The following is a 13,175-nucleotide window of genomic DNA, read 5'->3' as shown; positions in this document are numbered from 1 at the left end:
TTCAGACTCCGTCAATGTGCGCAGCGCTTGCTACGGCTGGCGACGCTGTGGTTGTTGGTGCAGGAGCCGTCTCGACAGGCCGGCCGGCTTGCGGTCTGGCATTGGTCCAGCGGGTCGCCAGGGTGCGCAACAGTACGTAAAAGATCGGTGTCAGGAACAGCCCGAAAGCGGTCACGCCGATCATTCCCGAGAACACCGCGACACCCATCGCATGGCGCATTTCGGCGCCGGCGCCGCTCGATAGAATCAGCGGCACCACACCGGCGATGAAGGCGATCGAGGTCATCAGGATCGGCCGCAGACGCAGGCGGGCAGCTTCGATTGCGGCGGCGTAGATGCTGCGGCCCTGATGTTCCAGTTCACGGGCAAACTCGACAATCAGGATGGCGTTCTTGCACGCCAGGCCAACCAAAACGATGAGACTGATCTGGGTGAAGATATTGTTGTCGCCGCGCGTCAGCCAGACACCGGCGATGGCCGACAGGATGCCCATCGGCACGATCAGCAACACCGCCAGCGGCAGCGCCAGACTTTCGTATTGCGCGGCCAGCACGAAGAACACCAGCAACATCGACAATGGCAGGATGATGAACAGCGTGTCGCCGGCGATCTTGTCCTGATAAGTGATTTCAGTCCATTCGTAACCGATGCCGCGCGGCAGTGTCTCGGCAGCGATACGTTCGACCGCGGCCTGGGCCTGGCCGGTGCTGTAACCCGGCGCCGGTCCGCCATTCACATCCGCCGACGGGAAGGCGTTGTAGCGCATCGCCTGATCGGGGCCGTAGCTCTGCGTCATCTTCAGCAGCGACGACAGCGGCACCATCTCGCCTTTGTCGTTGCGGGCCTTGAGCAAGCCGATATCTTCGGCATGGGCGCGGAACGGTGCATCGGCCTGTACCCGGACCTGGAAAGTACGGCCAAACTTGTTAAAGTCATTCACGTACAAGGACCCCAGATAGATTTGCAAGGTGTCGAATACCGACGGGATCGAGACCCCCAGTTGCTGTGCACGGGTGCGATCGACGTCAGCATACAACTGCGGCACGTTGATCTGGAAGCTGGAGAACATACCGGCCAGTTCCGGGGCTTTTTGCGCTTTCGCCATGAATGCCTGCAAGCCGTTATTCAGTGCTTCGTTACCGAGTGCGGCGCGATCTTCGATCTGCAATTTGAAGCCGCCGATGGTACCCAGTCCCTGCACCGGCGGGGGCGGGAACACGGCAATGAAGGCACCCTGAATCGCGGCAAATTTCTGATTCAGTTGTTGCGCAATCGCAGCGCCGCTCTGATCGGCTGCGCGACGCTCATCAAACGGCTTGAGCGTGGTGAAGACAATCCCGGAGTTCGGGCTGTTGACGAAGCCGTTGATCGACAGGCCGGGGAAGGCCACCGCCGATTCCACGCCCGGTTGCTTCAGCGCGATCTCGGACATCTTGCGCATCACGTCTTCGGTACGGTCCAATGAGGCCGCATCGGGCAACTGGGCGAAACCGACCAGGTATTGCTTGTCCTGCGCCGGGATAAAGCCGTTCGGCACGGTATGAAACAGCAGCACGGTGACGCCGATCAATACCGCATACAAGCCCAGCGCCGCCGTCTTGCGCTTGAGGATGCCGGTCACGCCGCCGCCATACGCGGTCGAGCCGCGCTGGAATATTCGGTTGAAACCGGCAAAGAAACCGCCAAACACGCGATCGATCGCGCGCTGGAAGCCGTCCTTCTTGGCGCCGTGACCTTTCAGCAACAAGGCCGCCAGCGCCGGTGACAAGGTCAGCGAGTTGAACGCGGAAATGACGGTCGAAATCGCAATCGTCAGCGCAAACTGTTTGAAAAATTGTCCGGTCAAACCGCTGACGAAGGCGAGTGGTACGAACACCGCGCACAAGGTCAGTGCAATCGCGACGATCGGTCCCGAGACTTCGCGCATCGCCTTATAGGTTGCCTGTTTGGCGGACAAGCCGCTTTCGATATTGCGTTCGACGTTTTCAACCACGACGATGGCGTCGTCGACCACGATCCCGATTGCCAGCACCAGTCCGAACAGGCTCAGCGCATTGATGGAAAAGCCCAGTCCCAGCATCACCGCGAAGGTACCGATCACCGATACCGGCACCGCCAGCAACGGGATGATCGATGCGCGCCAGGTTTGCAGGAAAATGATGACCACGATCACCACCAGCAGAATCGCTTCCAGCAGCGTATGAATCACCGCCTCGATCGATGCGCGGACGAATTGGGTCGGGTCATACACGATCTTGTAGTCAACCCCTTCCGGCATGTCTTTCTTCAGCTCGGCCATGGTGCGGCGGACGTTGTCGGAGATTTCCAGCGCGTTCGATCCGGGTGCCTGGAAGATGGGAATCGCCACCGCCTGCTTGTTGTCGAGCAGCGAGCGCAGCGCGTATTCGCTGGCGCCGAGTTCGATCCGGGCGACGTCTTTCAGATAAGTCACCACGCCATCCGGCGAGGTGCGAATCACGATGTTGCCAAACTCTTCTTCATTGGCCAGCCGGCCGCGCGCATTCACCGAAATCTGGTAATTGACGCCCGGCACCGACGGCGAGGCCCCAATCACACCGGCGGCGACATTCACGTTTTGCGCGCGGATCGCGTTGACCACGTCGCTGGCGGCGAGTCCGCGTTCAGCGACCTTGCGCGGATCGAGCCAGATCCGCATCGAATAGTCGCCGGAACCAAACAGCGCCACCGAACCGATGCCAGGCAGGCGCGCCAGCCGGTCTTTCACGTTCAGCACCGCATAGTTACGCAGGTAAGCCATGTCGTAGCGGTCGTTGGGCGACAGCAAGTGCACGACCATGGTCAGGTTGGGCGAACTCTTGACCGTGGTGACGCCGAGCCGCTGGACTACGTCCGGCAACCTTGGCAGCGCCTGGTTGACACGGTTCTGCACCAATTGCTGGGCCTGGTCGGGCGACGTGCCGAGCTTGAAAGTAATGGTCAGCGTCAGCAGGCCGTCGGAGGTCGCTTGCGACGACATGTAAAGCATGCCTTCGACGCCGTTGATTTGTTCTTCAATCGGGGTGGCGACGGTTTCGGCAATGGTCTGTGGATTGGCGCCCGGATACTGCGCCTTGACGATCACCGACGGCGGAATCACTTCCGGGTATTCGGAGATCGGCAGATTGAGCATGGCCAGCAGCCCGCCGATCAAAATGATCGCAGATAGCACGCCCGCAAAAATCGGGCGATCGATAAAGAATTTTGAAATATTCATGGTGTTGGGTTCTGCTGGGTATTTGGCGTCGATGCGGTCGATGCGAGTTGGCGTAAGCGCCGGCGCCCTGGTTATTTGGCTAGCGCCACAACCGGTGCCGCCTGCGCGGATGCCGGGTTTTCCCCGCCCATGGCTACCGTCACCGGTGTGACGACGTCGTTCGGGCGAATCCGTTGCAAGCCGTCGACGACGATGCGCTCATCTGTCTTGAGCCCGGAGCGGACGATACGCATGCCATCGACGATCGGGCCCAGCTTGACCGGACGATAAGCGACCTTGTTGTCGGTGCCCAGCACCATCACGTATTTCTTGTCCTGGTCGGTACCGACTGCCTTATCGTCGATCAGCATGGCTGTCTCTGCCGCTGAGCCGCCGGTGCGGACCCTGGCGTACATGCCTGGGGTGAGGGCGCCATTGGGGTTGTCGACGACAGCGCGCACGCGCATCGTGCCGGAAGCGGTATCGAGCCGGTTATCGAAGGACTTGATCTGGCCCTGGTGCGGGTAGCCGTCTTCGCTGGCCAGCCCGATCGAGACCGGCAGCCGGCTGACGCCGGAGTTGCCGACGGCACCGTTGGCGGCGTAACGGATGTAAGTTTGCTCATCCACTTCGAAGTTGACGTAGACCGGCGATACCGACACCACCGTGGTCAAGGCTGGGGAGCTGACCCCGGCGCCGACCAGATTGCCGACGGTGATTTCGGCGCGCGAGACGCGACCGCTGACCGGTGCGGTAATCGCGGTGTATTGCAGGTTCAGGCGTGCGCTCAGCACGGCGGCTTCTGCCGCCTTCAGGCTGGCATCGGCTTCTTGCAGTGCATTGTTGCGCTGGTCTAGTTCGCGCTGTGCCACTGCGTGTTCTTCGATCAGGCGGCTGGTCCGTGCCAGTTCGGTTTTAGCCAGGGACAGTCCCGCCTGCGCGCCGGCCTGGGTGGCAACGGCACGCGCCAGATCGGCCTGATAGGGGCGCGGATCAATCGTGAACAGCAGGTCGCCCTTTTTGACCAGTTGACCTTCCTGGAAGTGGACTGCATCGATCGTGCCGGATACGCGCGGACGTATCTCAACCCGTTCGACGGCCTCTATTCGTCCCGAGAAATCGTCCCATTCGGTAACCGATTTTTGCAGAACTGCGGCGACCGTGACAGACGCGGGGGCGGGTGCCGCGGCTAGCGGTTTCGCGGCCCGGCTGCTGAGGGCAAAACCGCCGGCGGCAGCGATAATCAGAATGCCTACGGCAATGGCAATGGCCTTGCGGGAAAATAATGGTGTGACCGTTTTCATGGGATATCCCTGTGTGGTGATGGCGAGTAGCGCAGTGGAAAGCTGGGTTTTTAAAGGGTGTCGGCGATAAACCGGACGATCGCGTCGGCGGCCGCTGTAAAGTGCGGGCAGTGCTGATCGAGCGGGCCGCTGCCGGCCACCTCAAGGCGACGTACCTGCACGGGAACGCCGGCGGCGATCAGTTTGGCGGCGTATTGTTCGGCTTCGTCGCGCAGCGGGTCGCGTTCCGCCGTGATGATCAGCGTTGGCGCCAGTCCGGCCAGGCGCCTGGAGTGCAGCGGCGCGGCATACGGATGGATCGCATCGCTGGCCGCCGGCAGGTAGTCGGCCCAGGCTTGCCGGCATGGGCAATCGGCGGCTGCGCGCATCGACAGCGTGCTTTGGATGGGATCGAGCATCGGGGTGATAAGAATCTGGCCTTTGAGCTTGCCGCCGCTAGTGGCGGACAGGCCGCGATCGCGCGCCATCATGGCGAGCGCTGCCGCCAGATTGCCGCCGGCCTGATCGCCTGCGACCAGAACCCGGGCGGCATCCGCGCCGAGTTCTGCGGCGTGAGCCCAGGCCCATTGCAGCGCCTCGAAGGCAATTTCCACGGTCGCGGGGAATTGGGTTTTTGGGGCCAACGGATAGTCGACGCAGACGACCACCGCGCTATCGGCCAGCACCTGCGCGATGCTTTGCGCATCTTCCAAGCTGCCGCTATTGAACAGGCCGCCATGAAAATACACGATGAGCGGTGCCGCCGCGCCGCCGGCTCTTTTGCCAAACACGTTCAGCGCGATCTCAGAGGCGCCCGAAGCGGCGCGAAAGGCTGTATGCAAGGCGGCGCTGGAAGCAGGTAATTGTTGCATCATGTCATCCCGCCTGATTAGCGGTAACGCGGTGGAAACTGGTCTTCATTCGGATCTCCTTCGTACAATAGTGAAGCGTTGAGATGAGTATAGGCATCCAATAGGGAAAGATAAATAAGGCAAATTTAGAAACACTGTCTCGATTTATTGGATAATAAGATCCAAGGCTTGGCGGCGAAATATCGGCCGATGAGGTAAATGAAGCCAATTTTTCCACACGCCGTGAAGCCGCAACGTTAGGCTCGGCATCAAGTCAACCAAGATAAATGCGCTAAAATCAGCGGTATTGTCTTCATTTACTGGGTAATCTGATGGATCGCTTTGATACCATGCTGGCGTTCACCCGAGTGGTCGAGTTGACTAGCTTTACCAAGGCGGCCGCGTCGCTGAGCCTGCCAAAGGCTACCGTGTCAGCTCAGGTGCTGGCCCTGGAAAAACGCCTGCGCGTGAAATTGTTGAACCGCACCACGCGCCATGTCAGCGTTACGCCGGACGGCGCGGCCTACTACGAACGCGCCGTCCGTCTGCTCAGTGATCTGGAAGAAACCGAAGCCGCCGTCAGCGACGCCGCGATGGTGCCCAAAGGCAGGCTGCGGGTGGATGTCCCCGGTTCGTTTGGAAGGCGCTTCATCGTGCCCGCGCTGCCTGATTTTTTTGCGCGTTACCCCGAAATCGATCTTGAGGTGGGCTGCACCGACCGCCCGGTCGATCTGCTGCAGGAGGGCATCGATTGCGTTATCCGCGGCGGCGAAATCCTGGATGAGTCTTTGGTTGCGCGACGACTGGGGAATTATCAAGTGTTGACATGCGCCACTCCCGCATACCTTGAAAAAGCCGGCACGCCCATGACACTGGCCGACCTGGAGCGGCACATGCTGGTGAACTTTTTTTCGCCAAAAACAGGGAAGATTTTTCACTTCGAATATGTGAACGATGGGATTCAAACGACGGTGCAAGGGCTGCGGCGCATAGCCTTGAACGATGCAGACGCGTGTATCGAGGCTTGTCTTGCCAGTCTCGGCATCGCTCAGCTACCAACACTTTTGATGCGGGGCTACGTCGCATCAGGACAACTCCGGGTGGTGTTGAGTCAGTACCCAACCCTGGCCCGGCCATTTTACGTTTTATATCCGCAAAACCGGCATTTATCGACCAAGGTACGGGCCTTTGTCGAATGGGCTGCGGCGCTGTTTGCCAGTTGTGAATTTCATCAACCAGAGTGTTTATAGTTCCTTATCCAGTGGCAGCAGCGATAGCATATGGACCTTGATTCTTTGCCAGTCACTGCGCGCCGGTTCGGTGTCGTATTCAACGGCTTTGCCGTCTTCCTGGGTGCGCCACACCAAACCGGGCGCGCTCCCCGTGTCGTGCGGACGCAATGCCGGCATGTAGGAATTGACCGGCTGCACCATGGCTTCAAAACGCGCGGCGATCTGTTGCGCAAGCGCGGGACTGTCAATGATCACGCCAATTTCGGTGTTCAGGTGCATCGAGCGTTGATCGAAATTCATCGAACCGATGAACAGCCGCTGGCGGTCAAACACAAACAGTTTTGCGTGCAGCGAATAATTCCCATAGCGCGAGATGGCCGCCGTTTCGCCGCTGCCTCTGGTGTTGCCCAGCAGCGAGCGGATCTCATAGAGCTCCACGCCGCTCTCAAGCAGCGGCACCCGATAATGCATGTAGCCGGATTGTGCCGCCAACACTGTCGACGATTCCAGCGAGCTGGTCAGGATACGGACACGTACGTTGCGCTGGCGCAGGTCTTTGAACAACTGCATGCCTTCGTGCCCCGGTATCAGGTAGGGCGTGACCATCAGCAATTCGGATTGCACCGCGCCAGCGGCATTCGCCACCGCCCGCTGCATCAATCTGCCGACCATCGCGCCGCTTTCCACCTTCTTCTTGTCGGGGCTGTCGCAGACCACCTCCGCGTGCGCCCAGACCAAGGGCAAGCGGCCGGAGATGATCCCGTTAAACGGCTCGCCGGTGGCCACCCGCTTCACATAGTCGATACCGTCCGCCTTCAGCTGCCTGGTCTGCTGGTGCAATACCGTGCGATGCGCGTTTAAGTCGGCATGGGACGTCTTGCCACCTGAAAGCGCCTGAACCGGGATCGCCAGTGCGCTGTTCCAGTATTCGTCGAAGGTTCCCGAGAGTCGTCGGGAGATAGGGCCGGCGGCAAATACGTCGTCGTCGGCGAACTGCGAATCCGGGTCGATCTGAAAGTATTGATCGCCTATATTGCGCCCGCCTATGAGCGCCATGGCATTGTCCACCACCAGCAATTTATTGTGCATGCGATAGTCGAGCCGGGAAGCGTTGAGCATGAATTCAGTGGCGCGAAACAGCGTAGTGTGGCCGCGATACGCGAAGGGATTGAAGATGCGAATGTCGATGGAAGCGTGCGCTTCCAGCGCGCTAAGCTGCTCGTCGCCGGCCACCGTTTCGCCATCGTCGATCAGCACCCGCACCCGCACCCCGCGATCGGCCGCATGCAATACCGCGTCGGTCAGCAGCCGGCCGGTTTCGTCCCCGCGAAAAATGAAATATTGCAGGTCGAGTGTGCGTTCTGCGGCATTGATCATTTGCATGCGCAGCAGGAACCCGTCGGCGCCCACCGGAACGATGCGAAATCCGGAGTTGCCGTCATGTTCGCGCGCCGCAGTTTCAAACTGGCGGCCAAGCCGGGTCTGCTCCGGATGCGCCAGCGCCGAGGAAGCAGTTTTTGGAAAAGCGGAACCCGGCGGCAGCGACGCGCAACCGCTGAGTAGCGCGACCAGCAGCACGGCAAGCGAAAAGTGGAACCGACCCATCATCATCTTGCTCCAGCGAAGTTGTCTCATCGTTTGAGCCTTCATTTGGTTAGTGACGCCACGCCGGGCCGCTTAAAAACGGATCGTGAAATACGTATACGAAGTCGGTTCGGAAAAGATGCAGGTTCTTGGTTCCAGGTTCTGTGGGCTAACCGTCGGCGCCGATCCAATTCTGACACATATGCCTAGGAGCCTGTCGGACTTGGGGAATCGAAGCGAAAAAATAGCTGGGCGAGGACAGATTTTGCCGGATTCGAAGTGTCAATAGCGAGCTATTGACCGAGAAGGCGGTGAAATATGGACCGTCCAGATATTTTTGCAGCCGATTACTCCCAAGTCCGACAGGCTCCTCGTAGAGTGTAACGGGTTGTAATAGCGGTCAACGTTACTCTTGCGCCGGTCGTTTATAGCGCAAGTCCTCAAGAATCACTTGAGAAAATCAAGATAACGTAAAGGAATACAAATGAATAAATTACTCGCTACTCTGATCGCCGGCCTGTTCGCTACTTCTGTTTTCGCTCAAGCTGCTGCACCGGCTGCTCCGGCAACGCCAACCGCACTCAGCGCCAAAGTTGCTAAAGCCGATGCGAAGGAAACGAAGGTTGACGTCAAAGCCGATGCAAAGGAATTGAAAACCGATGCAAAAGTCGATGCAAAAGTAGCGGACGTTCAATCCGACGCCAAGGCAACAAAAGCGAAGGCGCACCATAAGGCTGTAAAAGCCAAGGCGAAAGCGAAAGCGGACGCTACCGAAGTCAAGGTGGATGCGACAGTGCCCGCACCTAAGTAATCAAGTCATTTAGTAGAAAAAGAAGACAGGCTGGCCCTGTCTTTTTTATTTGTGCGCCCGGCAGGGCGTGCTTACTTGGAGGTGGAAGTCCTCTACTCGCCCGACAAGGGGAAGAGTTAGCTGAAGGCAAGGGTGTCGCGGGCGACTGCGAATCTGGAGGAAGCCGAAGGCAAAGCGCTGGCCTGACGAACAGGAAGCGGATATGAGGCGGCGTAGCCGGGTGAGATGTCAAATATCATCAAAGCCCGATACTTGTCCGGAAGGCTATGACGTAGATCCGACAGGCATAAGCGTGAAGGTAGGTGCGCAATACCCGGGGAGATCTGCATGCGTGCCTAGTGCTACCGACATCGAGAGGTGTTGGGATGCGTATGCAGAAGTCAGCAGAGGGCATAGTAGGTCGAGGACGAGGCGGCGAGCCGGAGAGAGCCATGACTGAAGGCCTGAACATTGAACAACGCGATTAGGACATCCGACCTCGATGCAAATCGATGACGCAACAAGGCAGGCAACTGCGCCCGACACGGAGAGAGACGAACGGATTTCGTCGATGGCCGGGTCGGGTGCCGAGGTTGGCACGGCGGCGGATGGGCAAACGAAAGCGGAAGGACTGCGGCAGATGGACGTCGTGGTCGAACGTCACAACCTGTGGCGAGCGTATGAGCGGGTCATGCAGAACAAGGGTGCAGCGGGAGTCGATGGACTCACTGTGTTCGAATTCAAGGCGTGGCTGCAACAGCACTGGCCAAGCGTCAAGACAGCGCTACTGGCAGGCAACTATATACCGGCGGCGATCCGCAAAGTGGAGATACCCAAGCCCAACGGCGGGGTACGCACACTGGGCATCCCGACGGTGTTGGATCGCCTGATCCAGCAAGCGCTGTTGCAAGTCCTGCAACCAGAGTTCGAACCTGAATTCTCCGAACATAGCTATGGGTTCCGACCGGGCCGCAATGCATGGCAAGCGGTGCAACGAGCGCAAGGTTATATCAAGGAAGGCCGCCGCTGGGTGGTCGACCTCGACTTGGAGAAATTCTTCGACCGGGTGAACCACGACATTCTGATGTCGCGGATAGCCAGGAAAGTCAAAGATGAACGGGTATTGAAACTGATCCGTCGTTATCTGGAAGCGGGCATGATGTCGGCAGGGATCGTCAGCGCGAGGACGGAAGGTACGCCGCAGGGCGGCCCGCTGTCACCGTTGTTGTCGAACATCCTGCTGACGGACTTGGACCGCGAACTGGAGCGGCGGGAACACCGGTTCTGCCGTTACGCCGATGACTGCAACATTTACGTCAAAAGCGAAGCGGCAGGACGGCATGCGATGGCTGCGATTACCGGCTATCTGGAGAAGAAATTAAAACTTCAGGTCAACCGGGACAAGAGCGCCGTCGCACGGCCCTGGCAGCGGAAGTTTCTAGGTTACAGCGTCACTTGGCATAAGCAAGTCCGTCTTAAAATCGCCGATAGCAGTCTGAAGCGATTGAAAGACAGGGTGCGTGAAATCGTGGTCGGGAACGCCTCGCGCAATCTCGGCGAAACGATCGCAGCGCTCAACCCGGTGCTGCGTGGCTGGACATCGTACTTCCGCCTGACAGAGGTAAAAGGTGTGTTGGAGGAATTGGACGGATGGATTCGGCGCAAACTGCGCTGCCTGCTATGGCGGCAATGGAAGCGACCGTCCACCCGTAACAAGAAGCTGCAAGCCCAAGGTTTGGATAAGACGCGCGCATGGAAGTCGGCAAGCAACGGACGCGGCCACTGGTGGAACGCCGGAGCGAGTCATATGAACGCGGCGTATCCTAAACGCTTCTTTGATGTATTAGGGTTGGTTTCGCTGCTGGACACCCAGCGGCGCTTCCAGCGTGTTGAATGAACCGCCGTATGCGGAACCGCATGTACGGTGGTGTGAGAAGGCGACGGGGGTAATCCCGTCCCTTACTCGATCAGTACATAGCAAAGCGTCGTGTATCAAACAACGAAATATTTGATAGGTTAATTTTTCTATCGAAGAAATATCTTGTTACGGCAGTTACCAAGGCAGGGTAGTGGCGCAAGCCGATTCGGCGTTTAATAGACTTACACCCAAGGAGAAACAATCATGAAAAAATATCTCGGCATTGCTGCAGGATTGATCGCAAGTACCGCATTAATGATGGCCGCAAGCCCTGCGATGGCGCACGTGGATGTCGGCGTGAATATTGGCCTGCCAGGCGTATATGTTGCGCCGGCACCGGTCTATGTTCAACCGCGTCCGGTGTATGTGCAGGCGGAACGGGAGCAAGACTGGCGTGAGCGTCACGTAAGAGCGCGTCAATGGCAAGAGCAGCGGTCGCACGAGCGCCATGATGAACGTCGTGACCATGATCGTGAAGACCACCATGAAAACGGTGGCCATGACCATTAATTAAACGCCCGTTCCATCCATTGGCGTCTGTTTATTCAGCATGTCAGCCGATGGTCGCCAGCAGCGTTACATATCATGCCGCTGCCAATGCGGATTGTGAAATCCCATCATTCGAAGGATTGAAAAATGAAAAAGCTACTTAGCATTGCTGCACTCTTGCTGGCATTCACACCTCTCGTCCAAGCGCACGACCGTGGACCCATGGAACGTCACGATCATTATCGTCACCACTTTCATCATGATCATGATCGCTATCGTCATCACGCATGGCATCATCATTATCGTTGATCACAAAATGTCGTTAGCGGCAAGCGCACCGGTCGGACTTGCGTTCGTAATATACCAGTCGGTGCGCTCAAGTGGGTAGTGACAGCCGAGGGACCGACGTAGATTTTTCGCCGGCCCGACATGAGCCAGTTGACGGAAGTGAAGAAGGAAATTAATCTCTGCATTTCAGCGACTTGCCAGAAATGCCCTCCATGGTTCAAAGTATTTTTCCTGCCAGCCTTTTACAACGCCGTCGTAATCCTGATCCGGAACATCCAGATGCACCAGGTCAATTCTTCCATTTTCCCCTTCCTGATGGAAGGACAAGATCAAGGTCGAATCCTGATCTGCCGATGCGAACGCAGGTGAACGCCACGTTTGGATGATGAGCCTTGGGCTGGCGACTTGCAGAATCGTACCGCTCAACACTCCCCCAAACGCCTCAAATTTCGCACCGGGTTCGGCTCCGATGACGACGGGAAGCCCGGTGATGGCCTGGTGCGAAACGGGGTCCAGATACATGCTGAAAAGTTCTTCGGCCGAAGCTGGCAATACAACCGTCTGATAAATAACATTTCGCATTTCGATTACCTCTTTTTCGGCACCGCACAATCGGGTGCCATTCAATGTAAAATTCACAACAATCTACGCAGATTCAGTTGTATGATATTTCCAGATAAGCGGCAGTCGGATTTCGGTTGGAGATGCGTGGCGAGGATCGCAAGAGGTCTGGAGATTTCCCTCAAGCAACGTGATTTCCTTAGAGGCATAGGGCATGTTGGCGACGAAGAAAATCCTGATTTTATCGGCTGTCCTGGTGGCGGTGCCGCCCGCTCGCGCCGACATAAATACGTTCGCTGATCCGCTCTTTCTCGTTGCTCCGGAACTGCCGCACGACGCGCCGCTTCGTTTCGAAGACTTGGGCACAGGATGGATAGAGCCGGGTGTCAGACGGATTGCCTTTGAGCCCTTATTCAAAAGCGAAGTCCAGGATGCTCAAGGAAAAAATGTGCGCTTTGGGGGCGATCCTCTCGTCTGGTTGCACTTGGACGCAACCGGACAACGCCCATCGCTTGCGTATCGATTCACCGACAACGGCGTCATGCACGTCCGCGGATCAAGGCACGGTGCATTGATCAACGTGACCTGGAGCTACTAATCATCCCGCCTGGCCAGAGTCAATTTGCACGTTGGATATTTTGACTGCCGGATCGCGTCTGAGATACGTTATTGAAGATCGATTTCACGCGCCTTGACGTAAATATCGCCAGATAGTTTTCGATTTTTGCGTGTCCTTTTAGATGCATCAGGACATCTTCATACAGAGGCGTAATCTCTTGTACCGGTCGATCTAGTTCCTGAGCAAGTATTTTAATGTACCGGAGATGCCACAATTGATCCTGGGTATCGCTATACAACGATTTAGTCAGCATTCAAAATCTCCCAAGGAGGATTGCTTTCGGCATTCATCGTGACGCTCACGGCAAATCTGGCATGCCGATGCTTCATATGGGGGCTATCAAGCC

Annotated in this window: 11 protein-coding genes; 6 read left to right on the top strand and 5 right to left on the bottom strand. The window is 57.6% G+C overall.

The genetic code is table 11. From position 1 onward, the window contains the following. Window position 1: 1 nt before the first annotated feature. The 3 genes from AC3CHX_RS17745 to AC3CHX_RS17735 all read right to left on the bottom strand — a co-directional run bounded on the left by AC3CHX_RS17745 (window position 2) and on the right by AC3CHX_RS17735 (window position 5,372). Window positions 2-3,235, bottom strand: coding sequence for an efflux RND transporter permease subunit (locus tag AC3CHX_RS17745; protein ID WP_488629348.1), 3,234 nt, complete (start codon window positions 3,233-3,235; stop codon window positions 2-4). A 71-nt stretch (window positions 3,236-3,306) separates the two neighbouring features. Further along, on the bottom strand, window positions 3,307-4,518 hold the full coding sequence (locus AC3CHX_RS17740; RefSeq protein ID WP_488629347.1) for an efflux RND transporter periplasmic adaptor subunit: 1,212 nt from the start codon (window positions 4,516-4,518) through the stop codon (window positions 3,307-3,309). A gap of 50 nt (window positions 4,519-4,568) precedes the next feature. Further along, window positions 4,569-5,372 carry an alpha/beta hydrolase gene (locus AC3CHX_RS17735; protein ID WP_488629346.1) on the bottom strand — a complete coding sequence of 268 codons (804 nt, stop codon included), beginning with the start codon at window positions 5,370-5,372 and terminating at the stop codon, window positions 4,569-4,571. 308 nt (window positions 5,373-5,680) lie between these two features. On the opposite strand from AC3CHX_RS17735, the gene AC3CHX_RS17730 reads away from it, so the two are divergent. Beyond that, window positions 5,681-6,598, top strand: a complete 918-nt coding sequence (locus AC3CHX_RS17730) for a LysR family transcriptional regulator (protein WP_488629345.1) — start codon at window positions 5,681-5,683, stop codon at window positions 6,596-6,598. Here the strand turns inward: AC3CHX_RS17730 and AC3CHX_RS17725 are convergent. Beyond that, window positions 6,593-8,215 carry a phospholipase D family protein gene (locus AC3CHX_RS17725; RefSeq protein ID WP_488629344.1) on the bottom strand — a complete coding sequence of 541 codons (1,623 nt, stop codon included), beginning with the start codon at window positions 8,213-8,215 and terminating at the stop codon, window positions 6,593-6,595. The genes AC3CHX_RS17730 and AC3CHX_RS17725 overlap by 6 nt on opposite strands. Before the next feature lie 433 nt (window positions 8,216-8,648). On the opposite strand from AC3CHX_RS17725, the gene AC3CHX_RS17720 reads away from it, so the two are divergent. From AC3CHX_RS17720 to AC3CHX_RS17705, 4 genes are all read left to right on the top strand, one after another. Further along, window positions 8,649-8,975, top strand: coding sequence for a hypothetical protein (locus AC3CHX_RS17720; RefSeq protein WP_488629343.1), 327 nt, complete (start codon window positions 8,649-8,651; stop codon window positions 8,973-8,975). 481 nt (window positions 8,976-9,456) lie between these two features. Further along, window positions 9,457-10,851: a group II intron reverse transcriptase/maturase gene (gene ltrA, locus AC3CHX_RS17715; RefSeq protein WP_488629011.1), complete on the top strand. Its 1,395-nt coding sequence runs from the start codon at window positions 9,457-9,459 to the stop codon at window positions 10,849-10,851. Window positions 10,852-11,076: 225 nt separating this feature from the next. Then, on the top strand, window positions 11,077-11,382 hold the full coding sequence (locus AC3CHX_RS17710; RefSeq protein WP_488629342.1) for a PXPV repeat protein: 306 nt from the start codon (window positions 11,077-11,079) through the stop codon (window positions 11,380-11,382). A 193-nt stretch (window positions 11,383-11,575) separates the two neighbouring features. Then, window positions 11,576-11,749, top strand: coding sequence for a hypothetical protein (locus tag AC3CHX_RS17705; RefSeq protein WP_488629341.1), 174 nt, complete (start codon window positions 11,576-11,578; stop codon window positions 11,747-11,749). An 86-nt stretch (window positions 11,750-11,835) separates the two neighbouring features. Here the strand turns inward: AC3CHX_RS17705 and AC3CHX_RS17700 are convergent, their stop codons facing one another. Further along, entirely contained in the window at window positions 11,836-12,261 is a 426-nt protein-coding gene (locus AC3CHX_RS17700; protein ID WP_488629340.1) for an SRPBCC domain-containing protein, read from the bottom strand. 163 nt (window positions 12,262-12,424) lie between these two features. Between AC3CHX_RS17700 and AC3CHX_RS17695 the strand changes: the two genes are divergently transcribed. Further along, a complete protein-coding gene (locus tag AC3CHX_RS17695; protein WP_488629339.1) occupies window positions 12,425-12,808 on the top strand; it encodes a hypothetical protein in 384 nt (127 codons plus the stop codon). Window positions 12,809-13,175 lie beyond the last annotated feature (367 nt).

The sequence above is a fragment of the Glaciimonas sp. OK215 genome (assembly GCF_057787885.1).
The sequence above is the reverse complement of the archived record's forward strand: the minus strand, read 5'-3'. Positions and strand labels throughout refer to the sequence as shown.